This window comes from Lelliottia sp. RD5 (assembly GCF_056032945.1).
Map to the genome: position 1 here is coordinate 93,894 of NZ_JBVYHQ010000003.1, position 24,456 is coordinate 118,349.

General features: G+C 53.5%; 25 protein-coding genes. 13 read left to right on the top strand and 12 right to left on the bottom strand.

The genetic code is table 11. The features are described from left to right. Positions 1-140: 140 nt before the first annotated feature. Both purN and purM read right to left on the bottom strand, forming a co-directional pair. Positions 141-782: a phosphoribosylglycinamide formyltransferase gene (purN, locus tag AC0LWE_RS11415; protein WP_202693275.1), complete on the bottom strand. Its 642-nt coding sequence runs from the start codon at positions 780-782 to the stop codon at positions 141-143. After that, entirely contained in the window at positions 779-1,816 is a 1,038-nt protein-coding gene (gene purM, locus AC0LWE_RS11420; RefSeq protein ID WP_131487728.1) for a phosphoribosylformylglycinamidine cyclo-ligase, read from the bottom strand. The genes purN and purM overlap by 4 nt, the downstream gene beginning before the upstream one ends. Positions 1,817-2,092: 276 nt before the next feature. Between purM and AC0LWE_RS11425 the strand changes: the two genes are divergently transcribed. The 4 genes from AC0LWE_RS11425 to AC0LWE_RS11440 all read left to right on the top strand — a co-directional run bounded on the left by AC0LWE_RS11425 (position 2,093) and on the right by AC0LWE_RS11440 (position 6,510). Beyond that, positions 2,093-3,523: a 6-phospho-beta-glucosidase gene (locus tag AC0LWE_RS11425; RefSeq protein ID WP_131487729.1), complete on the top strand. Its 1,431-nt coding sequence runs from the start codon at positions 2,093-2,095 to the stop codon at positions 3,521-3,523. Between the two features lie 183 nt (positions 3,524-3,706). Next, entirely contained in the window at positions 3,707-4,333 is a 627-nt protein-coding gene (gene upp, locus AC0LWE_RS11430; RefSeq protein ID WP_015959982.1) for a uracil phosphoribosyltransferase, read from the top strand. A gap of 87 nt (positions 4,334-4,420) precedes the next feature. Continuing rightward, positions 4,421-5,710, top strand: coding sequence for a uracil permease (gene uraA, locus AC0LWE_RS11435; RefSeq protein WP_131487730.1), 1,290 nt, complete (start codon positions 4,421-4,423; stop codon positions 5,708-5,710). Positions 5,711-5,808: 98 nt separating this feature from the next. After that, positions 5,809-6,510 carry a DnaA inactivator Hda gene (locus tag AC0LWE_RS11440; RefSeq protein WP_189683356.1) on the top strand — a complete coding sequence of 234 codons (702 nt, stop codon included), beginning with the start codon at positions 5,809-5,811 and terminating at the stop codon, positions 6,508-6,510. 43 nt (positions 6,511-6,553) lie between these two features. Here the strand turns inward: AC0LWE_RS11440 and AC0LWE_RS11445 are convergent, their stop codons facing one another. Genes AC0LWE_RS11445 through celB form a run of 3 tightly spaced genes read right to left on the bottom strand, consistent with a single transcriptional unit; the run spans position 6,554 to position 10,263 of the window. Then, a complete protein-coding gene (locus tag AC0LWE_RS11445) occupies positions 6,554-7,984 on the bottom strand; it encodes a leucyl aminopeptidase family protein (protein ID WP_219347502.1) in 1,431 nt (476 codons plus the stop codon). 2 nt (positions 7,985-7,986) lie between these two features. Beyond that, positions 7,987-8,940, bottom strand: a complete 954-nt coding sequence (locus tag AC0LWE_RS11450; RefSeq protein ID WP_202667402.1) for a glycosylasparaginase — start codon at positions 8,938-8,940, stop codon at positions 7,987-7,989. A 3-nt stretch (positions 8,941-8,943) separates the two neighbouring features. Then, complete coding sequence (gene celB, locus AC0LWE_RS11455; protein WP_131487733.1) at positions 8,944-10,263, bottom strand: PTS cellobiose transporter subunit IIC; 1,320 nt, start codon at positions 10,261-10,263, stop codon at positions 8,944-8,946. Positions 10,264-10,421: 158 nt separating this feature from the next. Here celB and AC0LWE_RS11460 point away from each other — a divergent pair, with 158 nt between their 5' ends. Further along, on the top strand, positions 10,422-11,246 hold the full coding sequence (locus AC0LWE_RS11460; RefSeq protein ID WP_202693273.1) for an XRE family transcriptional regulator: 825 nt from the start codon (positions 10,422-10,424) through the stop codon (positions 11,244-11,246). Here the strand turns inward: AC0LWE_RS11460 and arsC are convergent. Together arsC and bepA are read right to left on the bottom strand one after the other, a co-directional pair. After that, positions 11,243-11,602, bottom strand: a complete 360-nt coding sequence (gene arsC, locus AC0LWE_RS11465) for an arsenate reductase (glutaredoxin) (RefSeq protein ID WP_202667405.1) — start codon at positions 11,600-11,602, stop codon at positions 11,243-11,245. The two genes, AC0LWE_RS11460 and arsC, sit on opposite strands and share 4 nt — an antisense overlap. 64 nt (positions 11,603-11,666) lie before the next feature. Next, positions 11,667-13,130, bottom strand: a complete 1,464-nt coding sequence (gene bepA, locus AC0LWE_RS11470) for a beta-barrel assembly-enhancing protease (protein WP_131487736.1) — start codon at positions 13,128-13,130, stop codon at positions 11,667-11,669. A gap of 222 nt (positions 13,131-13,352) precedes the next feature. On the opposite strand from bepA, the gene AC0LWE_RS11475 reads away from it, so the two are divergent. Then, on the top strand, positions 13,353-14,417 hold the full coding sequence (locus tag AC0LWE_RS11475; protein WP_219347503.1) for an AI-2E family transporter: 1,065 nt from the start codon (positions 13,353-13,355) through the stop codon (positions 14,415-14,417). A 39-nt stretch (positions 14,418-14,456) separates the two neighbouring features. Here the strand turns inward: AC0LWE_RS11475 and bcp are convergent, their stop codons facing one another. Together bcp and AC0LWE_RS11485 are read right to left on the bottom strand one after the other, a co-directional pair. Continuing rightward, a complete protein-coding gene (gene bcp, locus AC0LWE_RS11480) occupies positions 14,457-14,927 on the bottom strand; it encodes a thioredoxin-dependent thiol peroxidase (RefSeq protein WP_059179417.1) in 471 nt (156 codons plus the stop codon). After that, complete coding sequence (locus AC0LWE_RS11485) at positions 14,927-15,487, bottom strand: glycine cleavage system transcriptional repressor (RefSeq protein ID WP_059179416.1); 561 nt, start codon at positions 15,485-15,487, stop codon at positions 14,927-14,929. Before AC0LWE_RS11485 ends, bcp begins: the two co-directional genes overlap by 1 nt. Positions 15,488-15,631: 144 nt before the next feature. Here AC0LWE_RS11485 and dapA point away from each other — a divergent pair, with 144 nt between their 5' ends. The 6 genes from dapA (at position 15,632) to ypfH (ending at position 22,176) form a co-directional block, all read left to right on the top strand. After that, entirely contained in the window at positions 15,632-16,510 is an 879-nt protein-coding gene (gene dapA, locus AC0LWE_RS11490) for a 4-hydroxy-tetrahydrodipicolinate synthase (protein ID WP_015959970.1), read from the top strand. 16 nt (positions 16,511-16,526) lie between these two features. Further along, positions 16,527-17,561, top strand: coding sequence for an outer membrane protein assembly factor BamC (gene bamC / locus AC0LWE_RS11495; RefSeq protein WP_202667407.1), 1,035 nt, complete (start codon positions 16,527-16,529; stop codon positions 17,559-17,561). Between the two features lie 110 nt (positions 17,562-17,671). After that, entirely contained in the window at positions 17,672-18,385 is a 714-nt protein-coding gene (gene purC, locus AC0LWE_RS11500) for a phosphoribosylaminoimidazolesuccinocarboxamide synthase (protein ID WP_015959968.1), read from the top strand. Between the two features lie 124 nt (positions 18,386-18,509). Continuing rightward, a complete protein-coding gene (ypfJ, locus tag AC0LWE_RS11505) occupies positions 18,510-19,379 on the top strand; it encodes a KPN_02809 family neutral zinc metallopeptidase (RefSeq protein WP_474265462.1) in 870 nt (289 codons plus the stop codon). 26 nt (positions 19,380-19,405) lie between these two features. Beyond that, positions 19,406-21,406, top strand: a complete 2,001-nt coding sequence (locus AC0LWE_RS11510) for a tRNA(Met) cytidine acetyltransferase TmcA (RefSeq protein ID WP_474265464.1) — start codon at positions 19,406-19,408, stop codon at positions 21,404-21,406. 74 nt (positions 21,407-21,480) lie between these two features. Continuing rightward, positions 21,481-22,176, top strand: a complete 696-nt coding sequence (ypfH, locus tag AC0LWE_RS11515) for an esterase (protein ID WP_202693268.1) — start codon at positions 21,481-21,483, stop codon at positions 22,174-22,176. A gap of 42 nt (positions 22,177-22,218) precedes the next feature. Here ypfH and AC0LWE_RS11520 read toward each other — a convergent pair whose 3' ends face one another. The 3 genes from AC0LWE_RS11520 to AC0LWE_RS11530 are packed head-to-tail and all read right to left on the bottom strand — an operon-like array spanning position 22,219 to position 23,927. Next, a complete protein-coding gene (locus AC0LWE_RS11520) occupies positions 22,219-22,416 on the bottom strand; it encodes a YpfN family protein (RefSeq protein ID WP_059179411.1) in 198 nt (65 codons plus the stop codon). Between the two features lie 25 nt (positions 22,417-22,441). Then, positions 22,442-23,569: a succinyl-diaminopimelate desuccinylase gene (gene dapE / locus AC0LWE_RS11525; RefSeq protein ID WP_219347505.1), complete on the bottom strand. Its 1,128-nt coding sequence runs from the start codon at positions 23,567-23,569 to the stop codon at positions 22,442-22,444. Positions 23,570-23,579: 10 nt separating this feature from the next. Beyond that, positions 23,580-23,927, bottom strand: a complete 348-nt coding sequence (locus AC0LWE_RS11530) for an ArsC family reductase (RefSeq protein WP_202693267.1) — start codon at positions 23,925-23,927, stop codon at positions 23,580-23,582. Positions 23,928-24,315: 388 nt separating this feature from the next. Between AC0LWE_RS11530 and ypfM the strand changes: the two genes are divergently transcribed. After that, positions 24,316-24,375, top strand: coding sequence for a protein YpfM (gene ypfM, locus AC0LWE_RS11535; RefSeq protein WP_100780840.1), 60 nt, complete (start codon positions 24,316-24,318; stop codon positions 24,373-24,375). The last annotated feature ends 81 nt before the right edge of the window (positions 24,376-24,456 follow it).

Sequence of the window (24,456 nt, forward strand, 5' to 3'; positions counted from 1 at the left end):
CCACGAGATGTCCAACTGTGCCAGAAAAGTATGACAGTAAACCGACCACGCAGCGTGAAAATTAGCGCTAAACCGCCTGATTATTTATGGTTTTTATGAATGGCAGGCAACAAAAAGCCGGCAATCGCCGGCTTGAATAATCATTCTTCTGAAGCATGCCCCTGAGGGGGCAGTTTTACGCCATCGAGCCAGGCTGCGTGTTCACGCATCTCCAGGCGCCCATCGACGAACCAGCTCACCACAAGCGGGTAAATGGCATGTTCCTGCGCCTGGACGCGATCCGTAATGTCATCTTCATTGTCGCCTTCAAACACCGGGACTTTGGCCTGCAGAATAACCGGCCCGCCATCCAGCTCATCGGTGACAAAATGCACCGACGTGCCATGTTCCTCATCACCATTTTCCAGCACCTGACGGTGGGTATACAGACCCGGATATTTTGGCAGAAGAGAAGGGTGGATGTTCAGCAGGCGTCCGGAATAATGCGAGACAAACGCGGGGCTAAGAATTCGCATGTAACCGGCGAGCACCACGACATCTGGTGCATAGGCGTCAATTTCCTGGACCAGTTCGCGGTCAAACGCTTCGCGGCTGGCAAACTGAGCGGCTTCAAGCGCGTGCGCGGGGATGTGCGCTTCGCGTGCGCGCTCAAGGCCGAACGCATCGGCCTTGTTGCTGAAAACTGCGCGTAGGGTGCCATTAATCTGTTTCTGTTTGCAGGCGTCAATGATTGCCTGCAAATTGCTTCCGTTACCGGAAATGAGCACCACTATATTTTTCATTCAATGACCACACGCTCGTCGGAATCAGAGGCTTTGATGATACCGATTTTCCACGCGTTTTCACCTTTTGCCTGCATCAGGCTAATGGCCTTGTCTGCTTCACTGGCTGGCAGCGCGATGAGCATCCCAACGCCGCAGTTGAAGGTGCGATACATCTCGTGCTGGCTAACGTTACCCGCCGTTTGCAGCCAGTTAAACACGGCTGGCCACTGCCATGAGGATTCGTCAATCACGGCCTGGGTATTATCAGGAAGAACACGCGGGATATTTTCCCAGAATCCGCCACCGGTCAGGTGGGCGATGGCATGAACATCAACGTTCTCAATCAGCTCAAGAATATTTTTTACGTAGATGCGGGTTGGCGCGAGCAGGTGATCGGCCAGCGGCTTGCCTTCAAGCTCGATGGTTTCTGGATTGCTTCCACTCACCTCAAGGATTTTACGCACCAGAGAGTAACCGTTAGAGTGCGGGCCGCTGGATCCCAGCGCAATCAGCACATCGCCATCGGTCACTTTACTGCCATCGATAATTTCTGATTTTTCTACTACACCGACGCAGAATCCCGCGACGTCATAATCTTCACCGTGGTACATCCCCGGCATTTCTGCCGTTTCACCACCGACCAGCGAACAGCCAGACTGAAGACAGCCTTCAGCGATCCCAGTGATCACGCTTGCTGCGGTATCAACGTCGAGTTTGCCGGTGGCGTAATAATCGAGGAAGAACAGCGGCTCAGCACCCTGTACGACCAGGTCATTAACGCACATAGCGACCAAATCGATACCGATGGTGTCGTGGCGTTTAAGATCCATCGCCAGACGCAGTTTCGTTCCCACGCCGTCAGTGCCAGAAACCAGAACAGGTTCGCGATATTTTTGCGGCAGTGCACACAGTGCGCCGAATCCACCCAGACCGCCCATCACTTCAGGACGGCGGGTCTTTTTCACCACACCTTTGATTCGGTCAACCAGCGCATTACCTGCGTCAATATCAACACCGGCATCTTTGTAGCTGAGAGAAGTTTTGTTGGTCACGGCTCAAGTCCCCACGCGATTGCATTGCGATAGTAAGAAAAATCGGCGCAATTCTAACAGTCCAGGCAAACGTTTGCGAGCCTAATCTGTTGTCACAAAAAGTCGCTGGAAATTTACACATTTAACCCTCGCGCGAAGACAAACTTGATACCGTTCACGAAAATGAAACCGGTTTCTGTAATGTGCTTGCAACCCCTTATGGCATTGCACATGATTCCACTGAAACCGGTTTCTGTAATGGTTTTGCAGAACATAACGCAGACTGAGGGAAAAAGCATGCCAGGATTCAAAGAAGGTTTTCTGTGGGGTGGCGCGGTCGCGGCACATCAGCTTGAAGGCGGCTGGAAAGAGGGCGGCAAAGGCGTGAGCGTTGCCGATGTGATGACCGTTGGTGCCCATGGCGTACCGCGTGAAATCACCAACGGCGTTTTGCCGGGTAAAAACTACCCAAACCACGAAGCCATCGACTTTTACCATCGCTATAAAGAAGACATCAAACTTTTTGCCGAGCTGGGCTTTAAATGTTTCCGCACCTCGATTGCCTGGACACGCCTTTTCCCGAACGGTGATGAGCTGGAACCCAATGAAGCCGGTTTGCAGTTCTATGACGACCTGTTCGACGAATGCCGGAAATACGGTATCGAGCCGGTGATCACCCTTTCCCACTTTGAGATGCCCTACCATCTGGTCACTGAATACGGCGGCTGGCGTAATCGGAAGCTGATCGATTTCTTTGTGCGTTTCGCAACGGTGGCCTTTGAGCGCTACCAGCACAAAGTGAAGTACTGGATGACGTTTAATGAGATCAACAACCAAGCTAACTTCCACGAAGATTTCGCGCCCTTTACCAACTCCGGTCTGAAGTATGAGCCTGGCGAAGATCGCGAGCCGGTCATGTTCCAGGCGGCGCATTATGAACTGGTGGCGAGCGCGCTGGCGGTCAAAGCCGGACGTGAAATTAATCCGTCGCTGCAAATCGGCTGCATGATCGCGATGTGTCCAATCTATCCCCTGAGCTGCGCGCCGAACGACATCATGATGGCGATGAACGCCATGCACCGTCGCTACTGGTTCACCGACGTGCATGTCCGTGGAAAATATCCTCAGCACCTGCTCAACTACTTTGAACGTCGCGGCTTTGCGCTGGACATCACGGCAGACGATATTGCCGCGCTGCAACAAGGCTGTGTGGATTACATCGGTTTCAGCTATTACATGTCGTTCGCCACCAAAGCGACGCCAGACAACCCGCAGCTGGATTACGACGAAAGTAAAAGTCTGGTTTCCAATCCGTACGTGCAAAAATCTGACTGGGGCTGGCAGATTGATCCGGTTGGGCTGCGTTACTCCCTGAACTGGTTCTGGGATCACTATCAGCTGCCGCTGTTTATTGTTGAAAACGGCTTCGGTGCCATCGACGTGCAGGAAAGCGACGGCACGGTGAATGATCAGTACCGCATTGATTATCTTGCCGCGCATATCAGTGAGATGAAAAAAGCCGTCGTTGAAGATGGCGTCGATCTGATGGGCTACACCCCGTGGGGCTGCATCGATCTGGTTTCTGCGGGAACCGGCGAGATGAAAAAACGCTACGGGTTCATCTTCGTTGATAAAGATAACGAAGGCCACGGCACGCTTAATCGCAGCAAGAAAAAGTCTTTTGAGTGGTATCAGAACGTGATTGCCACCAACGGCGAGTCGCTCTAACCCTTGTAAATGACCAATAAGCCCCGCGATGCGGGGCTCTTTTTTGTCTTGATGTAGACTCAATATCGCAGTATTCATCACTTTGCTTGATCGTCGTCAAGCAAGATGGGTATGGCGCACTCCGAAAAAAGCGGTATAATCCGGCGATTTTTTTTGCGGTAGCCACCTCAGAGGAGAATGAGAATGAAGATTGTGGAAGTGAAGCACCCACTCGTTAAACACAAGCTGGGCCTGATGCGTGAGCATGACATCAGCACGAAGCGTTTTCGCGAACTGGCCTCTGAAGTTGGAAGCTTACTCACTTACGAAGCAACATCCGATCTGGCCACAGAAAAAGTGACCATTGAGGGCTGGAACGGCCCGGTTCAGGTTGAGCAGATCAAAGGTAAAAAAATTACCGTAGTGCCAATTTTGCGCGCAGGTCTGGGAATGATGGAAGGCGTGCTGGAGCATGTCCCGAGCGCGCGCATCAGCGTTGTCGGCATCTACCGTAACGAAGAAACCCTTGAGCCTGTTCCGTATTTCCAGAAGCTGGTTTCTAACATCGATGAGCGTATGGCGCTGGTCGTTGACCCTATGCTGGCAACCGGTGGTTCGATGATTGCGACTATCGATCTGCTGAAAAATGCCGGTTGTAACAGCATTAAAGTGCTGGTGCTGGTTGCGGCTCCAGAAGGTATTGCGGCGCTGGAAAAAGCGCACCCGGACGTTGAGCTGTACACGGCTTCTATCGACCAGGGTCTGAACGAGCACGGGTACATTATCCCGGGGCTTGGCGATGCCGGCGACAAGATTTTTGGTACGAAATAATCGAATAACGAATAAGAAGCCGACTTTGATAGTCGGCTTTTTTTTGAATAAAAACACCAACAACTCACAACACTTGAGGAAAACACTATGACGCGCCGTACTATCGGGGTGAGTGAAAGACCGCCGCTTTTGCAAACAATCCCGCTTAGTTTGCAGCACCTGTTTGCCATGTTTGGCGCAACCGTGCTGGTGCCAATCCTGTTTCACATTAACCCGGCCACCGTGCTGCTGTTCAATGGCGTCGGTACGCTGCTTTATCTCTTCATCTGTAAAGGAAAAATCCCAGCGTATCTGGGTTCAAGCTTTGCGTTTATTTCGCCGGTTCTGCTGCTGTTGCCGTTAGGATACGAAGTGGCGTTGGGCGGTTTCATCATGTGCGGCGTGTTGTTCTGCGTTGTTGCCTTTATCGTCAAAAAAGCCGGTACCGGCTGGCTGGACGTGATGTTCCCTCCTGCGGCGATGGGCGCAATCGTTGCCGTCATTGGTCTTGAGCTCGCAGGCGTCGCTGCAAACATGGCGGGATTGTTGCCAGCTGATGGGCAATCGCCAGACTCTAAAACCATTATCATCTCGCTGGTCACCTTGGGTGTGACCGTGTTTGGGTCCGTCCTGTTCCGCGGTTTTATGGCAATTATCCCGATTCTGATCGGGGTGCTGGCGGGCTACGCGCTCTCCTTTGCGATGGGCGTGGTCGATACTTCGGCGATTGCGCAAGCGCACTGGTTCGCGTTGCCAACCTTCTACACCCCGCGCTTTGAATGGTTTGCTATCTTCACCATTCTGCCTGCCGCGCTGGTGGTGATAGCCGAGCACGTTGGCCATCTGGTGGTGACGGCGAACATTGTTAAAAAAGACCTGATCCGTGATCCTGGTCTGCATCGCTCGATGTTTGCGAATGGGCTTTCTACCATTATCTCCGGTTTCTTTGGCTCAACGCCAAATACGACTTACGGTGAAAACATCGGTGTGATGGCGATAACCCGCGTCTACAGCACCTGGGTGATAGGCGGGGCGGCAATTTTTGCGATCCTGCTCTCCTGTGTTGGGAAGCTGGCGGCAGCCATTCAAATAATCCCTGTTCCGGTCATCGGCGGTGTGTCTTTGCTGCTGTACGGCGTGATTGGAGCGTCCGGTATTCGCGTGCTGATTGAATCCAAAGTGGATTACAATAAAACGCAAAACCTGATCCTGACCTCGGTTATTCTGATCATCGGCGTGAGCGGTGCGAAGGTGCATATCGGTGCGGCAGAATTGAAAGGCATGGCGCTGGCCACCATCGTTGGTGTGGGGCTGAGCCTGATCTTCAAACTGATCTCCGTACTGCGTCCTGAAGAAGAAATTTTGGACGCGGACGACAGCGAAAACGTGTCACATTGATCGTTAAACCGGGGCGGACGATCCGCCCCGGTTCTCTCATTGCAGGTTCCGTGGTAAACTCTTCGCCGATTTTACGTAAGACCTTAATCGAGGTATTTCTGAACGGACCGGCACAGCTCTCTCTGCCACTTTATCTTCCTGACGACGAAACTTTCGCGAGTTTTTGGCCGGGCGATAACCCCTCTTTACTGGCTGCGCTGCAAAACGTGCTGCGCCAGGATCACAGCGGATACATTTATATCTGGTCACGTGAAGGCGCGGGCCGCAGCCATCTTTTGCATGCCGCCTGCGCTGAGCTTTCGCAACGTGGTGATGCGGTTGGCTATGTGCCGCTGGACAAGCGAACGTGGTTCGTACCGGAAGTGCTCGACGGCATGGAACATCTTTCGCTGGTGTGCATCGACAATATCGAATGTATTGCCGGGGATGAGCAGTGGGAAATGGCGATGTTCAATCTGTATAACCGGATTCTGGAATCGGGCAAAACCCGTTTACTCATCACCGGCGATCGCCCGCCGCGCCAGCTCAATCTCGGCTTACCGGATCTGGCATCTCGCCTGGATTGGGGTCAAATCTACAAGCTGCAGCCGCTGTCCGACGAAGATAAGCTTCAGGCGTTACAGCTGCGTTCACGCCTGCGTGGATTTGAGCTTCCGGAAGACGTGGGCCGTTTTCTGCTTAAGCGCCTGGATCGGGAAATGCGTACACTCTTTGATACGCTGGATCAGCTCGATCATGCGTCGATTACCGCCCAGCGTAAGCTGACGATCCCGTTTGTGAAAGACACCCTGAAGCTTTGATGTGCCGGGCGGAACTGACTGCCCGGCTTGCAAAGAAAACGTTTTACCCTTTCTGCATATCACCCAATAAATGTTCTACCAATAGCGGAATCGGTCTGCCCGAGGCCACGCTACGGCCACTTTCGCGCCATAACGCCGTACCGCTGATATCCAGATGTGCCCACGGAATTTGCGGCGGGCAAAAATGATGTAATAACCACGCCGCCGACGCACTTATCGCGGCATTGTTGGTGGGCGTATTACACAGTTCGGCGATCGCGCTTTCAGTCTGTTTTTTCAGCCGCGCATCCAACGGCAGCGACCACACTTCGTCTCCGCTCTTGATTCCTGCTCGGGTTAAATGATCCCTTAAACGCTCATCCTGCGTCATCAAACCACTCAGTTCATACCCCAGCGCCTTCACCACCGCGCCCGTCAGGGTTGCTATGTCGATAATGTAATGCGCCTGCGGATGACGCTGGCTGGCCCATGCAATGGCATCGGCCAGCACTAATCGCCCTTCAGCGTCGGTGTTATTAATTTCTACCGTCATGCCGTTGCAGGCGCGCGCCACCGTACCGGGCTGCATAGCGTCTGGCCCGATCGCATTTTCCGCCAGCGCCAGTACGCTCATCACCCGCACAGGCAGATTCAGCTCAGCGATAGTCAGCATGAGCCCCATCACGTTTGCCGCACCGCACATGTCGTATTTCATGGTGTACATGCCCGCACCGTCTTTAAGCCACAGACCCCCGGTATCAAACGTGATGCCTTTACCGACGTAACACCGCACCGGGCCGTCCTTGATGCCGTCGTAATGGATTGCCAGCAGTCGTGGCGGGCAGGTAGCGCCTTTACCAACGGCATGCAGCAGCCCCATCCCTTGATCAATAATTTGCTGCTCATCAAGTACTTCGCAGCGCAGGGAAGGGAAAGCGGCACATAATCTTTGGGATTCCTCGACCACAAACTGCGGCGTGCAACGGTCAGAGGGCATATCCGATAGCCGCCGCGCGGCGATCATCCCGTTCGCAATCGCCTGTTGCTGAAAGAAGACCGACTCTAAACGTTCCTGCTGCTCGGGCAGACACAGTGCGGTGATGTGGCGAAGGCGAATCGCTGTTGCATCCGATTTTTTCAACTGCAAATCGCTGAGCCGATGCGCCTGGTTGAACAGAAAACGCAGCAGCTTCGCCAGTACGGTGTCATCAACGTGAGTGACGTCAATAATCAGGTTTTCGCTTGCCGGAGCAGAAAAAAGGGGCCGCAGCGTAGCGAGCAAACTTTCGCCTGAATTGTCCTGCCACAATGCGTCCGGCAGCAGGGTGATGCGCGCAAATGGCGCACAGCCGAAGCGGGTATCGGCGACATTTTTGGCGTCGCGCATTTCACGCAGCAAGGCGGTATCGGGTAGCTGGCTGCATGACGCGCGGGCAATCAAATGGCCCTCAGGCTCCGCCTGGGAAAGGGCGCTAATGAACTGATAAGTCGTCATGATTACTCCTCAATCGGCGCACGAATCCGTGCAGCGTAATCCTGCATCCACAGGTCATCGACAGGCTGATAATGGGTTTTCTCATGCTGACGCTCGGTGCGAAAAACGGTGAGGGGCTGACGCGCAGTGGCGACGACAAACGAGAACGTCTTGATATTGGTTGCTGCGCCAAATTCCCCTTTGTTGTTCATGCAGACCACCGAGAGATCGCCCACGCGCCCGAAGCGCGACATCAGCTTGTCTTCCAGTTCGAAGACCACGGAATCCGCCGCCTGCTGCGGGGTCATGCCCTGTGCCATACGGCGTACGATTTCGTAGCTGGTACAGCCTTTCATCAGGTCTTCACCCACGCCTGTTGCGGTCGCCGCACCCGTTTCGCTGTCGCAGTAAAAACCGGAGCCAATGATCGGCGAATCGCCGAGTCGCCCGCGCTTTTTCATGAACAGACCGCTGGTGGACGTGGCGACGCTCATCGAACCGTGATTATCCAGCCCGATAATCCCGACCGTATCGTGCCCGTTATAGGGGCTTAATCCTTTATCCAGCGTTTCACGGCAGCGCTTGCGATAGTGCTGCAACGCTCTGTCGCTGAGCATTTTCTTGTCGGCGAAGCCCTGACTGAGCGCCCATTCACGCGCACCCTGACCAACCAGAAGACTGTTATAACGCTGGCGACTCAAGGCATGCGCCACGCGGATCGGATTCGCGATGTCGACCAGATTGCCGACCGCGCCGAAGGCAAGCGTGTCGCCATCCATGTAGGCGGCATCCAGCTCAACATCACCGTTCTCGGTTGGCAGGCCGCCATAACCGACGGACTTATAAAACGGGAAGTCCTCGACGGTCGCGACGGCATCGACCACCGCCGTTGAAACCGGATTTCCCGCAGCCAGGGCCGCTGCCGACTCCGTGACCCCTTCCAGCGCCATTCGCCAGGTCGCAATAATTCCCCACATGGTTTACTCCTGTTTAGCCAGCGTGGTTTCAGTTGGCATCGCGGTGGCAAGCTCCGCGGCGCGGTATTGTTTGTCCAGGATGCGCATAAACGGCAGGTAGAGCATCGCGCCGATCAGCAGATTGAGGAGCTGCATCACGCTGCCGCTAATATGCCCGGTGACGATAAATCCACTGATCACCGGCGGTAGGGTCCAGGGGATGAACACGCCCGTCGTCACCGCCACCGCGCCGAGTTTCATCGCGGCATATTGCACGGTGACGAGCACCAGCGGCACCAGATTGAACGGGATGAGCATGATCGGATTCATGATGACCGGCAGACCAAACAGAATTGGCTCATTGATGTTAAATACCGACGCCCCCGCGCCAAGTCGTGCCACTTCGCGCATGTTTTTACTGCGAGCAAAAATCAGCATAGCAATGACCAGCGACAGCGTTGCACCTGCGCCACCCATCCAAATCATGTCAAAAAACTGTTCGGTGATAATGTGCGGCGGGGTGACGCCAGCCTGAATGGCGGCGATATTGTCGGTCTGATTTTCCATCCACAGTGGACGAATAATGCCGTTAATCATTGAGCCGGAGTTAATGCCCACTGACCACAGAATGGTGATGCTGAACACCGTCATCAGCGCACCAAAGTAGGATGTCCCGTAATGGCGCACTGGCGTGGCGACCACGTCGTAGATGAACTGGTGAATGGTGTTGTAGTGGGTGTTTTCAAACGCGATGCGAATCATCAGCACCAGAATCATGACCACCAGTGCGGGGATCAGCGCGGCGAACGATTCCTGTACCGCAGGCGGTACGCCTTCTGGCATTTTGATCACCAGATTTTTGCGCTTTAGCCAGCAGAACAATTCAGTCCACAGCAGCGAGCCAATCATCGCCACAAAGAGCCCTTTGCTGCCGATCCATTCCACGGGTATGACCGTGATGCCGCCGTTCTCTGCCACTTTGATAAACGGCGTGAGGATCAGGAAACTGACCAGCGCAAGAATGCCGCACGACACGCGGTCTTCATTGTAGTGCTCCGCCAGACGGTAGGCGACAAGGAAGCTGATAAACAGCGACATTGTGGAGAACACTGCATTGAAGGGGATCTCGATAATGGCGCTCCAGCTCGCACCAAAAGCCTGAGACATAAACTGCTGGTAGGTCTGATTAGGGAAAGAAGAGATAACCAGCAGGATCGAGCCGACAATAATAAATGGCATGAAAGAAACATAGGCGCCACGAATAGCCCCCAGATGACGCTGCTGAGCCGTTTTAGCCGCCAGCGGCATCAGTTTTGCTTCAAGAAATCCCAGAACATTGTTCATTGTGAACTCCGTACAAGATTGAGTGATGTGGTTTATGTTATGTGTGTGGATTATCAGTGGAGCGTGACGATAAAAAGGTGAAATCGGTCACAATGCAATCACAGTGTGAATGTATATCTCATAAGATTAGTTAGAGAAAATTTAACGGAATCCTTTCGATGGAAATTAAACTGCACGCCAATGCAACCACCACGCCGCGTATTCGCCGGTATCTTCAAACGTCCGATAAAAGTGACAAAGAGCTCTCTCTGGAACTGGGGATATCCATCACCACCGTTCGGCGCTGGCGTCACCGCGAGCATATTTCAGATAACCACACCACACCCAAATTGATACACAAAGCGATGAGACAAGAACAGATCTCGCTGATTAATGCCCTGCGTGATGCCACAGGTGCACCGCTTGATGAGCTTCTGCTGGTGGTCAACGATTTACTGGGTATTCGCGTCTCTCGCGCGACATTAAACCGCTACCTAAAAGCAGCGGTGACACAACGTCAGGGGGCACCGCTGAGCGGCATCAAAGCGATAAAGGCGGGGCAACGACCGGACCATCTTGAACTTCACCATCTTTCACTTTCACTGCATATGGACGACGGCGGCGAGCACCATGTGCTCTGGGCGCGGGAGCCCGTCAGCGGCTGGTGTTTTGCGCGGGTTTACGCGGGGATATCGCCACAATTACTTGTGAACTGGACTCGCGAGCTGCTAAAGGCTTGTCCGACCGATATACAATCTATTGAGACTTTTGGTTTTGAGTCGCCATTTATCCCTGATGGGATAGCCCTGAAAATCGGTAGTGGAAAGCAAAATACCGCGCTTGTGACGGCGCGGCTGGTGGAGATTATTCCGCGCATTCAGGCTGAGCGGGTGGAATGCTTACTGGCAACAATGTGTGCGTTTTATAACGAGGGGAAAGCGCAGAAAAAACTGGGAGATCGCACGCCGCAGGCCTTTCTGGAAGCGCTGCGGCGTCAGGATTAGTTGAGGATATCGAGCACAGCTTCCGGCGGACGGCCAATACGCGCCTTGCCATGCGCGACGACAATTGGGCGTTCAATGAGTTTTGGATTGTCGACCATTGCCTGAATCAGCTCATCTTCCGTCAGCTGGCTGTTCGCCAGATTTAACGACCTATACAGATCTTCTTTCTGGCGCATAAGTTCCCGCACGCTTGCCATATTCAGCATGCTCAACAGTTGGCGGAGAGTCTGTGCGTCTGGCGGTGTCTCCAGATACAGCACCACTTCCGGTTCGACGCCTTTTGACTTCACCAGTTCAAGCGTTTCACGGCTCTTGGAGCAGCGTGGGTTATGATAAATTTTTACCGCGTCTGACATGAATTCTCCTTTTATTCGTCACGCTTCACGTTGCGGATGCCTTGGCTTTCCTGCAACTTGCTAATTACATCTTCTCGTAGGGCTTGAACCGCTGCTGCAGTGAACGCAGCTGGTCGATACGCGCGTCGTATCGGGCCTGTTGCAGACTACCCAGCTTCACTTGCGAACTGGCGCTGCTCAACAGCGAAATGGATTGATCCAGACGTCCGACTAACGCGAAACCTTCAGCGCGTGCCGCCAGTTCCTGGTCGCGATTGCCCAGCTGTGCTTCCGTTTGAGCCAATAAATCCCAGCCGTTAGGATCGTCTTTATTGTTGAAGGTGTAACGATTGAGTATTGTGGCGGCCTCTTTCGGCTGTCCACCCTGTAAGTAAGCGTTCGCCAGGTTGAGCTGCAGCACTGGGTTGGTGCGCAAATCTTTTGCCCCTTTCAGGCGATTGATCGCCTCGGTGGTTTTCTTCTGGCCTAAATCAATATCGGTCGACAGATCGAGATACCACGGATTATTGGCATCAGCGGTCAGCAAAGGCTGTATCGCTTTACGCGCCTCGTCGAATTTGCTGGCTTCCATCGCCTGAAGCGCACGTCCGTATTGCGCTGCATTTTGCTCGCGGACATTGCCTTTAGACAAATTGTCGAGCAGATCGCTGGTGAGCTGATTTCGCCCTGAATTGTACATCCCGAGCGTTCTGACTTTTGCCATGTAGAAATCTTGCGACGACTGCACAACGACAGGGCGCATCTGGTTGGCTCGGTTTCGTGCATCGGACAGACGGCTTTCTGGCAACGGGTGCGTCAGTAAGATCTCTGGCGGGCGGGACGAATAGCGCGCCTGATCCAGCAATTTTTCGAGGAACGTAGGCATTGCCTGGGGATCGAAGCCTGAGCGCTGAAGCACCTGAATGCCAATGCGATCGGCTTCCTGTTCGTTCTGTTGGGTAAAGCTGATCATGCCCTGGCGCGTGCCGGCGAGCGTACCGGTCAGTGCAGCCATACCCGCCTGCGGGCTGGCCATTGCCAGTAAAATAGAGCCCAGTGCGCCCACCCAGGTCAGCGGGGCTGTTCGTTTTTGATCTTCCATCGCACGCGCCAGATGGCGCTGGGTGACGTGGGAGATTTCATGCGCCATAACGGACGCAAGCTGGCTTTCGTTATCGGAATAACGGAATAAGGCCGAATGCAGCACCACGTTTCCACCAAAGAAGGCGAAGGCGTTGATTTCGTCATTATTAATTAAATAGAAGTGGAAAGGGGTCTTCACCGAGTCAGCATGGGCGACCAGACGCATTCCAAGCCCGTTGATGTATTGCACCAGCAGTGGGTCGTTAATCAGCGGTGCGCTACCGCGAAGCTGACGGACATAAAAATCACCCATCTGCATCTCTTGCCCGATGGACAGCGTGCTGCCTGCTGAGGTGCCCATATCCGGCAATGTATCCGCCGAGTCCGCGAAAGCGGGCATCGCCTGACTGACAGTCAGCGCGGCGATAAGCGTCGCAACCAGAGTTTTTTTCAACTGCCTGAACATAGCCTCTGCCCTGTATTTTGGATGTGCTCTTTTGACCGGTGAACCGGCATATCGTTCACCTTCGACTGCTCTGCGAGTGTAGCCGTGTTGAGGCGTGAAGAAAATCCCATTCACCCGGCTTTTGCTAAACGTGAGAGAGATACAAAAAGCGAAAGTCTTTTTTGTGACAGTTAGATACAATTCGCTCTCTCAGTCCCGCCATCCGATTCAGGGAAGGGTTGTATGCTCGAAATGTTAATGCAGTGGTATCGGCGCCGCTTCAGCGATCCCGAGGCCATTGCTTTGCTGGTCATTCTGGTCGCCGGATTTGGTATTTTATTCTTCTTTAGCGGACTGCTGGCACCTTTGCTGGTGGCCTTAGTGTTGGCTTATCTTCTCGAATGGCCGACGGTTCGTCTGGAAAAGATCGGCTGCTCTCGCCGCTGGGCAAGCAGTATTGTCCTCATTTTGTTTGTCGGCATTCTTTTACTCATGTCGTTTGTGGTGCTTCCCATTGCCTGGCAACAGGGGATTAACCTGATCCGCGACATGCCGGGCATGCTGAATAAACTGTCCGATTTTTCTGCGACGCTGCCGCGGCGCTATCCGGCCCTGATGGACGCCGGCATTATTGATGCGATGGCTGAAAATATGCGCGCCCGCATCATGACGATGGGCGATTCGGTGGTGAAATATTCTCTCGCCTCGCTGGTTGGGCTGCTGACGTTGGCCGTATATCTGGTACTGGTGCCGCTGATGGTCTTCTTCCTGGTGAAGGATAAAGAGCAGATGCTAAACGCGGTGCGTCGTATTCTGCCACGTAATCGCGGGCTGGCAGGGCAGGTCTGGAAGGAGATGAATCAGCAGATCACCAATTACATTCGCGGCAAAGTGCTGGAGATGATTGTGGTAGGCGTCGCCACCTGGATTGGCTTCGTGATCTTCGGGCTTAATTATTCACTGCTGCTGGCGGTGCTGGTGGGCTTCTCGGTGCTCATCCCGTATATCGGCGCATTTGTCGTGACGATTCCGGTTATCGGCGTGGCGCTGTTCCAGTTTGGTCTGGGAACCGAGTTCTGGAGCTGTTTCGCGGTGTATCTGATTATTCAGGGATTGGATGGTAACTTGCTGGTGCCCGTGCTGTTCTCAGAAGCGGTCAATTTGCATCCGCTGGTGATTATTTTGTCGGTGGTGATTTTCGGCGGTTTATGGGGATTCTGGGGCGTGTTCTTCGCGATCCCACTCGCCACGCTTATCAAAGCGGTGGTTCACGCCTGGCCGGACGTGCCGGCGGTTGTTGAAGAGTAAAAAAATCCCGGTTCACTGAACCGGGATTTTTTATAGGCTTCAGGCGTTTTCTTTTAACCAGGCCAATACCACATCGTGGTGATTGCTGGTTTTGAAATCGTCAAATACATGTTCAATTTTGCCATCTGCACCGATCAGGAAGCTGATGCGATGGATGCCGTCGTAAGTTTTGCCCATAAATGTCTTCTCACCCCAGATGCCAAACTGCTCGCAGACCTGATGGTCTTCGTCAGACAGTAGCGTGAAGTTCAGCAGCTCTTTTTCGGCAAAACGTGACAGTTTTTCCGGCTTGTCGGTGCTGATGCCCAGCACGTCGACGCCCGCTTTTTTCAGATCGTCCATGTTATCGCGTAAACCGCAAGCCTGTACGGTACAGCCTGGGGTCATGGCCTTCGGGTAAAAATAGACCAGAACGCGCTGTCCCTGGAAGTCGGTCAAATTTACTTGCTCGCCGTCTTGATCGGGCAGGCTAAATTTCGGTGCGATGTCACCGGCTTTCAGTGGATTCATTACTCAACTCCATCCTGTTCATGCTGTGAATAATCTACGACGTTTATACTGCCTTGCGCATTGAGTTCTGTACAGAGTGCTTTGAATGACTGCTCAATATTTGATGCATCGTGTGACGCGGGGCTGTGCGCGGTAATCTGGATAAACAGCTTTGGCGTGGCCCCTGTCTGTGTGCGCGACACCAGTTCTGCAATGTTCATCTGATGGCTGTCAAAAAGTGCCGTAAAGCGTTCAATCAAATGCGGGGAGTCGGTGACTTCAACCTGAACCCACACTGTTGCTGGCATCGCCGGGCGCGGATGCGCGGTGGTGCGCTTCATGACGATCAGTAAATCGAGTTCAGCGCCCTTGAGCGGCAGCGTCGATTCGATGAGCGTAATCGCGTTCCAGGTCCCGGAAAGCAGCATAATAAACGTGAACTCATCGCCAAGCATCGCAAGGCGGCTGTCTTCAATATTGCAGCCGCAACTGCTGACGTGGCGGGTGATGGTGTTCACAATACCGGCTCTGTCAGCACCCAGCGCAGTGATAACCAGGTAATGTTGTGATGAGGTTGTCAAACCTGTTCTTCCTTTGCGTGGTCAAGTGTTCTAAGGAAAGCATAAAAAAAACATGCATACAACAGCCTGGACGCCTTACGTCGCTTGCTTTTATTACAGTTCCAAACGTACCATTGAGAATCTTGTTTGCACAGAGGATGGCCCATGTTCACGGGAAGTATTGTTGCGCTTGTTACGCCGATGGATGAGAAAGGTAATGTCTGCCGGTCAAGCCTGAAAAAACTGATTGATTACCATGTCGCCAACGGGACTGCGGCGATCGTTTCGGTAGGGACTACCGGTGAATCCGCCACCCTGAGCCACGATGAGCACGGTGATGTGGTGATGATGACCGTTGAACTGGCAGACGGGCGTATCCCGGTGATTGCCGGTACCGGTGCAAACGCCACCGCTGAAGCCATTAGCCTGACGCAGCGTTTCAACAATAGCGGCATTGTCGGCTGCCTGACGGTGACGCCTTACTACAATCGCCCGACGCAGGAAGGGCTCTTCCAGCACTTCAAAGCGATTGCTGAACATACTGACTTGCCACAAATTCTGTATAATGTGCCGTCACGTACTGGCTGCGATATGCTGCCTGAAACGGTAGGCCGTCTCTCGAAAGTTAAAAATATTATCGCAATTAAAGAGGCGACCGGGAACTTAAGCCGCGTTCATCAGATCAAAGAGCTGGTTTCAGACGACTTTATTCTGCTCAGTGGTGATGATGCGACCGCGCTGGACTTTATGCAGCTCGGTGGCCATGGCGTGATTTCCGTAACCACTAACGTTGCGGCGCGCGATATGGCTGAAATGTGCAAACTGGCTGCGGCGGGTCATTTCGATGAAGCGCGCGTGATTAACCAGCGTCTGATGCCGCTGCACACAAAATTATTTGTCGAACCCAATCCGATCCCAGTGAAATGGGCATGTAAGGAGTTGGGACTTGTAGCAACCGATACGCTGCGTCTGCCGATGACCCCTATCACCGACCATGGTCGTGATGTGGTTGCCGGGGCGCTGAAGCATGCCGGTTTGCTGTAGAGTTTAGGGAGATTTGATGGCTTACTCAGTACAGAAAACGCGCCTGGTGAAGGTTGCGGGTGTTTCGCTTGTTATGCTGCTCGCTGCCTGTAGTTCAGACTCGCGCTACAAGCGCCAGGTGAGCGGTGATGAATCCTATCTGGATGCAGCCCCGCTTGCTGAACTTCATTCCCCAGCGGGTATGATCCTGCCGATTCAGAACGGCGATTACAACATTCCTGTCACTAACGGCAGCGGTGCAGTGGGTAAAGCGCTTGATATTCGTCCACCTGCGCAGCCGTTGGCACTGGTGAGCGGTGCGCGTACCCAGTTTACGGGTGATACCGCGACGCTGCTGGTTGAAAACAACCGCAGCAACACCCTGTGGCCGCAGGTTGTGAGCGTGATTCAGTCGAAGAACTACACGATTGATAAACGCGATGACGCCAGCCAGACGTTGACTACCGACTGGATTGAATGGAACCGTCTGGATGAAGATCAGCAGTATCGTGGTCGTTATCAGGTCTCCGTGAAACCACAAGGTTATCAGCAGGCTGTGTCAGTCAAACTGTTGAACCTCGAGCAGGCTGGTAAGCCTGTTGCAGACGCCTCTTCATTGCAACGCTACAGCACCGAAATGCTGAACGTGATTGCTACCGGGCTGGATAAAACGGCGACCGATGCAGCAAACTCTGCACAAAGCCGCAGCGGTGTCACCTTCGACGTACAAAGCGCCGCGGATGATACCGGTCTGCCAATGCTGGTGGTGCGTGCACCGTTCAACCAGACATGGCAGCGTCTGCCAGCAACGCTTGAAAAAGTGGGTATGAAAGTCAGTGACAGCACCCGTTCAACGGGCAGCATCACCGCGACCTACAAGCCACTTTCTGACAGCGCATGGCAAGCACTGGGTGCGAGCGATCCAGGACTGGCATCAGGCGATTACAAAATTCAGGTCGGTGACCTCGATAACCGCAGCAGCTTGCAGTTTATCGATCCGAAAGGTCACACGCTGACCCAGTCGCAGAACGATGCGCTGGTCGCTGTCTTCCAGGCGGCATTCAGCAAATAAAAAAGAAGGGCTGGTTAATCCAGCCCTTTTTATTTTAGTGCCACGCAAACGTGTGCGTGGCATAATATCCCCAGTTTTGAACACAAATCATCACACCAGGAGTAATCAAGATGCAGAAGCAAGCTGAGTTGTATCGTGGCAAAGCGAAGACCGTATACAGCACGGAAAACCCGGATCTGTTGGTGCTCGAGTTCCGCAATGATACGTCAGCAGGAGATGGCGCACGCATTGAGCAGTTCGACCGTAAAGGCATGGTGAACAACAAGTTCAACCATTTCATTATGAGCAAACTGGCTGACGCGGGTATTCCGACTCAAATGGAAGCGTTGCTGTCCGATACGGAATGTCTGGTCAAAAAACTGGATATGGTTCCGGTTGAATGTGTGGTCCGTAACCGTGCCGCAGGCTCCCTGGTGAAACGTCTGGGCATTGAAGAAGGCATTGAGCTGAATCCGCCGCTGTTTGATTTGTTCCTGAAGAATGACGAAATGCACGATCCGATGGTCAACGAATCTTACTGCGAAACCTTTGGCTGGGTGAGCAAAGAGAATCTGGCGCGTATGCAGGAGCTGACCTTCAAAGCCAACGACGTTCTGAAAAAGCTGTTTGACGACGCGGGTCTGATTCTGGTCGATTTCAAGCTGGAGTTCGGTCTCTATAAAGGCGAAGTCGTGCTGGGCGATGAGTTCTCTCCGGACGGTAGCCGCCTGTGGGACAAAGAGACGCTGGATAAAATGGACAAAGACCGTTTCCGTCAGAGCCTGGGTGGCCTGATTGAAGCCTATGAAGCGGTTGCCCATCGTCTGGGCGTTAAGCTCGACTAAATCCTCCCCAATCACGCCAAAGGGTGAAAATATCCTTTGGCGTCTTACCTCTGTTTCCTATGGTAATTCTTCCCCTAACCGCCTACGATCACTCTATTGATGATGGGATTTATTCGAGGTGGTTATGCGCTGGCAAGGGCGTCGTGAAAGTGACAATGTAGAAGATCGGCGCAGCAATGGCGGCGGTGGCCCATCAATGGGCGGCGGCGGTATGCGCCTGCCAGGCGGGAAGGGCGGCATTATTCTGCTCGCCATTGTGCTGGTTGCGGGTTATTACGGCGTTGATCTGACGGGATTAATCACGGGAGACCCCGTTCAGCAACAGCAGACCTCTCAGCGCTCCATCAGCCCGAACGAAGACGAAGCTGCAAAATTCACCTCTGTCATTCTGGCGATGACGGAAGACACCTGGGGTCAGCAGTTCGAAAAAATGGGGCGCACTTACCAGCAACCCAAGCTGGTGATGTATCGCGGCGCGACCCGCACTGGCTGCGGTACGGGCCAATCGGTGATGGGGCCTTTCTATTGCCCGGCAGACAGCACCGTGTATATCGATCTCTCTTTCTATGACGACATGAAACGCAAGCTCGGCGCGGACGGTGATTTCGCCCAGGGCTACGTGATTGCGCATGAAGTCGGCCACCACGTTCAGAAACTGCTCGGTATCGAACCGAAAGTCCGTCAGCTTCAGCAAAATGCGTCCCAGACTGAAGTCAATCGTCTCTCCGTGAAAATGGAGTTGCAGGCTGACTGCTTCGCGGGCGTGTGGGGTCATAGCATGCAGCAGCAGGGCGTACTGGAGTCCGGTGACCTTGAAGAGGCGCTCAACGCCGCACAGGCTATCGGCGACGACCGTCTGCAACAGCAGAGTCAGGGGCGTGTTGTTCCGGACAGTTTTACTCACGGCACATCAGAAGAGCGTTACAGCTGGTTTAAACGCGGTTTCGCCAGCGGCGATCCGGCGCAATGCAACACCTTCGGCAAAGCCATGTGACGTTGCGCGTCAGGGATGAGATCGGCATGACGTTTGACAATTTGACTGCGCAACTTACGCGTTCTGGCCATCGCCGATTGCTGGTGTTGAGCGGCGATGACGACTGGTCGCAGACGCACTCTCTGGCGCTACGCGACCCACTGCAAGGCGACTGGCTGTGGGTCGGTCAAAAAACCGCTGTCGAACCTTTTTGCACGCCGCAAAATCTGAAAAGCCTTCTCGGGCGCGAATATCTCCACGCTATTTTTGATGCCCGCGACGGTTTTGACGTCGCGGCATTTGCGGCCCTGAGCGGTACCTTACGCGCGGGCAGTTTGCTGGTCTTGCTGGTGCCGCCTCTCTCGCGTTGGCCTGAAAAGGCTGATGCCGATTCCCTTCGCTGGAGCGACAGCGCAGAGCCGATTGCCACGCCACATTTTGTTCATCATTTTTGTCGAATCATAACCGACGATCCCGACGTGATTCTCTGGCAGCAGGAACAGCCACTCTACGTGGCAAGCTGTCCACCGCTGCCTGACTGGCACCCCGCCAGCGGTGAGCCGCTGCACGAGCAGGCCCACATTCTTCATGCCCTCACACAGATGAGCGCTGGGATCGCGGTAGTCACTGCAGCGCGTGGGCGAGGAAAATCAGCGCTGGCCGGAATGCTGCTGCAACGCGTAGTAGGCCGCGCCATTGTGACCGCGCCCGCGAAAGGCGCTACTGACGTTATTGCGCGTTTTGCCGGTGATAATTTCTGTTTTATCGCACCGGATGCGCTGTTAGCTTCTGATGAACGCGCTGACTGGCTGGTGGTTGATGAAGCAGCCGCCATTCCTGGCCCGCTGCTTGAACAGCTGGTTGCCCGTTTCCCCCGGGTGCTACTGACCACAACAGTCCAGGGTTATGAAGGCACGGGACGCGGTTTTTTACTGAAATTCTGCGCACGATTTGCGCACCTGCATTATTTCACCCTCACGACGCCCGTCCGCTGGGCGGCAGGATGCCCGCTGGAACGCGTCGTGAGCAACGCGCTGCTGTTTGATGATGAAGCCCTTGATGCGATCCCTGACGACGTCGCGCAGATCACCGTGCTCGCACAGCCGCTATGGGAGAGGGATCCAGACCTCGCAGCAGATATTTATAAACTTCTTTGCTCCGCTCACTATCGCACGTCACCCCTCGATTTACGTCGCATGATGGACGCGCCGGGGCAGCATTTTACCATTGCCCGCGCCGCAGAAAAACTTATCGGCGCAATGTGGCTGGTGGAGGAAGGTGGTTTGAGTCCGGAACTCAGCAAGGCGGTATGGGCGGGGTATCGGCGGCCGCGCGGCAATCTGGTGGCGCAGTCGCTGGCGGCTCACGGCGGCTCACCGTTGGCGGCTACGCTTATTGGGCGGCGTATCACACGCGTTGCGGTACATCCGGCGCGTCAGCGCGAGGGCATTGGGCAGGCTCTTATCGCGGGCGCGAGTCAGCATATCCAGCAGGATTATCTCTCCGTCAGCTTCGGTTTCACCGATGAGCTATGGCGATTTTGGCAGCGCTGCGGGTTTGTTCTGGTGCGGATGGGCACGCATCGTGAAGCCAGTAGCGGTTGCTTTACGGCAATGGCGCTGCTGCCAATAAGCGAGGCGGGCAGAGCGCTTTGCGTCCAAGCGCATCAGCGTTTATGTCGTGATGCCCGAATCATTGAGAAATGGAACGGTGAAAAGATCCCCGTAGAAGAGGCGTGGGAACCTGTTCTTAATAATGATGACTGGCTTGAGCTGGCTGGGTTTGCTTTCGCCCATCGGCCATTCGCCACGTCTGCGGCGGCGCTTACGCGATTACTGCTGGCGGTGGATCTCCCGCTTACGGCCCTGCGCGGGAAAATAGAACGCCAACGGGATGATGCCCAGCTGTGCGCGGATCTTACCCTTCAGGGGCGCAAACAGTTGCTCGCAATGCAGCGTCGTGAAGCATGTCAGGCCCTTGATTCATTGGATATTCAGCGTAGCCAACGGCTTAAAAGTGACATTTTGCAATGGCAATTTTTTCAATGACTTCTTCAGTAAAGTGGCATGGTGATTACCTTCCGGAGGCGTAAACTCCACCTTATCGAATTGAGGAGACTGCCATGAAACATGACCATTTTGTTGTTCAAAGCCCAGAAAAACCCGCACAACAATTACTGCTGCTGTTTCATGGCGTGGGCGATAACGCCGTCAATATGGGGCAGATTGGAAGCTGGTTTGCGCCCATCTTCCCCGATGCGCTGATTGTCAGCGTGGGCGGCGTTGAGCCGTGCGGTCCGAATGGACGCCAGTGGTTTTCGGTGCAGGGTGTGACGGAAGAAAATCGTCAGGCGCGCATCGATGCCATCATGCCGACGTTTATTGAAACGGTGCGTTACTGGCAAAAACAGAGCGGCGTTGGCGCAGCGGCCACCGCGCTGATTGGTTTTTCTCAAGGGGCAATTATGTCACTGGAGAGCGTGAAAGCGCAGCCAGGCCTGGTGTCCCGTGTGATTGCGTTTAACGGCCGTTTTGCCACGCTGCCAAAAACGTCGACCACATCAACAACGATCCACTTGATCCACGGTGGTGAAGATCGGGTCATCGAGCTGTCTCACGCAGTCGCGGCACAGGACGCGTTGATTCGTGAAGGCGGGGACGTGACGCTGGATATCGTTGATGAGCTGGGTCATGCGATTGACGATCGCAGCATGCAGTTGGCGCTTGATCATCTGCGCTTTACCGTGCCGAAGCATTATTTTGACGAAGCGCTGAGCGGCGGTAAGCCGAATGACGACGATATCGTTGAGTTTTTATGATGTGGCTTTCCTCTCTCCTGGCGGAGAGAGGAAATAAGACGATTATTTCTTCTGGTCTTTCTTCGGCCAGTTGTCGTCATCGTCCCACTTGTCGTTGAAGTCACGATGTGGCGGAAGTTCGGGCTTGTTGGCGAGAAACTTCTTATGATCAACGCGCTTAAGATCTTTGATGACGTTAAGCAAGACGCCTACCAGAAACACCAACACCAAAATCCACCAGTATTTAGCCAGCCAGTCCATTCGCTATTCCTTCTCAGAGCCATCGTCAGGCGACGAGTTGCTCCATGATACGTTGATACATACGCGCCAGTAGCTGTAAATCAGCCGCATTCACGCATTCATTGATTTTATGAATGGTGGCGTTCACTGGTCCCAGTTCGACAACCTGCGCACCCATACGGGCAATAAAGCGTCCGTCTGATGTGCCACCCGTTGTCAGCAGTTGCGGTTTAATTTCATTATAGTGCGCGATGGCGTTAACCACCGCATCGACCAGCTTGCCGCGGTGGGTCAGGAACGGCTGGCCAGACAGCCACCAGTCCACGGAGTAGCGCAATTCGTATTTTTCCAGCAGCGCGATGACGCGGCTTTTAATCATCTCGTCGGTCAGTTCCGTACTAAAACGGAAGTTGAACTGCACGGAGAAATCACCGGGGATCACATTATTGCTGCCCGTACCCGCCTGAAGATTCGCAATCTGCATGCTGGTCGGCGGGAAGAATTCGTTGCCTTTATCCCATTCGATATTGACCAGCTCATTCAGCATGGGCGCAGCGCGATGCACCGGGTTATCGGCAAGATGCGGATACGCGACGTGGCCTTGCACACCGTGGATCGTCAGGTTGCAGGTCAGCGATCCGCGACGGCCATTTTTCACCACATCGCCCACCACTTCGGTGCTGGACGGCTCGCCTACGAGACAATAATCCAGGCGTTCGTGGCGTTCCATCAGCGCTTCAACGACTCTCACCGTGCCATTTTTAGCGCTGGCTTCTTCATCGGACGTGATCAGGAATGCCAGACGGTTTTTGTGGTTTGGATGCTGGGCGACGAACCGTTCGGCGGCCACCACCATCGCAGCCAGCGAGCCTTTCATGTCAGCCGCACCGCGACCAAACAGCATGCCGTCACGAATGGTCGGTTCAAACGGCGGATTGATCCAACGGTCAGCATCGCCTGCCGGAACGACGTCGGTATGTCCGGCAAAAGCCAGCGTTTCACCCTGGCCGCGCCATGCCCAAAAGTTCTGGGTGTCGCCAAAATCCATCCGCTCAACGGTAAAACCGATCGCGCGCAGACGTTCAATCATTAAAGCCTGACAACCTGCATCGTCCGGGCTAAGGGAAGGGCGGCGAATAAGCTGCTGAGTCAGCTCAATGACCGGGCATGACATAAACTGCACCTCAAATATAAGTCTGATAACTGGATTCACTAAAGCCCAGCAGCATAGGCTGACCGGGCGCGCAGAGCAATGGGCGTTTGATTATTGCTGGCATTTCGAGCATTAATTTTGCTGCGCTGTCGGCATCGGTAATGCTACTACGAACGGAATCATCCAGTTTACGCCAGGTTGTTCCGCGCGTATTCAGCAGCGCTTCCCAGCCCAGTTCCGCGATGGCGGTTTGAAGGAAATCAGCGTCAAGCCCATCAACGCGGTAATCATGAAAGCGATATTCGACATTATGGCTTTCCAGGAAGCGGCGTGCCTTTTTTATGGTGTCGCAGTTTTTAATTCCATACATCACAATCATGATGAATCCTTTTGTCCTTATTAATAAAAAATGTTCAGTTTTTTCGATGTTATATTATTTGACCAAACATAACATATTTACCTTATGCCTGATTGTACTATGCCTGATAATTCAACCTACACCTGTAAGCTGAATATTATTTCATCAAGACCGCATAAATGTCCAGATAAGCAAAATTTGGCTTAAAGTCAGTAGGTAATAAGAATATCACCCACACGTATGGTTGTTTCTAAATATTGCTATTGGTCACATAAAATTTATGGTTAAAAGACCATATTTGAAGCACGTCAGGCACAGCAAGGGGAAGGGTAGCAAACCGATTGATTAAATTATCTTCACAATACCGATATATTCTCATAGAATACGCATAATAATAAGAGAGGTTGTTATGATTGAACGTGAACTGGGGAACTGGAAAGATTTTATCGAAGACATGCTTCGTAAATGACATTCAGGAAGAATTGCAAGAGCACTTATTTAGTATAAAAACGATGTGATTCATCACACAATAAAAAGGCGGCCCTGGAGC

What these genes read in the sequence shown, in the direction of transcription:
- AC0LWE_RS11475 (WP_219347503.1), top strand. Translation starts at nt 13,353, where the DNA reads ATGCTCGAAATGTTAATGCAGTGGTATCGGCGCCGCTTCAGCGATCCC.
- dapE (WP_219347505.1), bottom strand. Translation starts at nt 23,569, where the DNA reads ATGTCATGCCCGGTCATTGAGCTGACTCAGCAGCTTATTCGCCGCCCT.
- AC0LWE_RS11450 (WP_202667402.1), bottom strand. Translation starts at nt 8,940, where the DNA reads ATGTGGGGAATTATTGCGACCTGGCGAATGGCGCTGGAAGGGGTCACG.
- arsC (WP_202667405.1), bottom strand. Translation starts at nt 11,602, where the DNA reads ATGTCAGACGCGGTAAAAATTTATCATAACCCACGCTGCTCCAAGAGC.
- AC0LWE_RS11425 (WP_131487729.1), top strand. Translation starts at nt 2,093, where the DNA reads ATGCCAGGATTCAAAGAAGGTTTTCTGTGGGGTGGCGCGGTCGCGGCA.
- purN (WP_202693275.1), bottom strand. Translation starts at nt 782, where the DNA reads ATGAAAAATATAGTGGTGCTCATTTCCGGTAACGGAAGCAATTTGCAG.
- ypfH (WP_202693268.1), top strand. Translation starts at nt 21,481, where the DNA reads ATGAAACATGACCATTTTGTTGTTCAAAGCCCAGAAAAACCCGCACAA.
- AC0LWE_RS11520 (WP_059179411.1), bottom strand. Translation starts at nt 22,416, where the DNA reads ATGGACTGGCTGGCTAAATACTGGTGGATTTTGGTGTTGGTGTTTCTG.
- AC0LWE_RS11445 (WP_219347502.1), bottom strand. Translation starts at nt 7,984, where the DNA reads ATGACGACTTATCAGTTCATTAGCGCCCTTTCCCAGGCGGAGCCTGAG.
- bamC (WP_202667407.1), top strand. Translation starts at nt 16,527, where the DNA reads ATGGCTTACTCAGTACAGAAAACGCGCCTGGTGAAGGTTGCGGGTGTT.
- ypfJ (WP_474265462.1), top strand. Translation starts at nt 18,510, where the DNA reads ATGCGCTGGCAAGGGCGTCGTGAAAGTGACAATGTAGAAGATCGGCGC.
- AC0LWE_RS11530 (WP_202693267.1), bottom strand. Translation starts at nt 23,927, where the DNA reads ATGATTGTGATGTATGGAATTAAAAACTGCGACACCATAAAAAAGGCA.
- dapA (WP_015959970.1), top strand. Translation starts at nt 15,632, where the DNA reads ATGTTCACGGGAAGTATTGTTGCGCTTGTTACGCCGATGGATGAGAAA.
- celB (WP_131487733.1), bottom strand. Translation starts at nt 10,263, where the DNA reads ATGAACAATGTTCTGGGATTTCTTGAAGCAAAACTGATGCCGCTGGCG.
- uraA (WP_131487730.1), top strand. Translation starts at nt 4,421, where the DNA reads ATGACGCGCCGTACTATCGGGGTGAGTGAAAGACCGCCGCTTTTGCAA.
- AC0LWE_RS11510 (WP_474265464.1), top strand. Translation starts at nt 19,406, where the DNA reads ATGACGTTTGACAATTTGACTGCGCAACTTACGCGTTCTGGCCATCGC.
- bepA (WP_131487736.1), bottom strand. Translation starts at nt 13,130, where the DNA reads ATGTTCAGGCAGTTGAAAAAAACTCTGGTTGCGACGCTTATCGCCGCG.
- AC0LWE_RS11460 (WP_202693273.1), top strand. Translation starts at nt 10,422, where the DNA reads ATGGAAATTAAACTGCACGCCAATGCAACCACCACGCCGCGTATTCGC.
- bcp (WP_059179417.1), bottom strand. Translation starts at nt 14,927, where the DNA reads ATGAATCCACTGAAAGCCGGTGACATCGCACCGAAATTTAGCCTGCCC.
- purC (WP_015959968.1), top strand. Translation starts at nt 17,672, where the DNA reads ATGCAGAAGCAAGCTGAGTTGTATCGTGGCAAAGCGAAGACCGTATAC.
- upp (WP_015959982.1), top strand. Translation starts at nt 3,707, where the DNA reads ATGAAGATTGTGGAAGTGAAGCACCCACTCGTTAAACACAAGCTGGGC.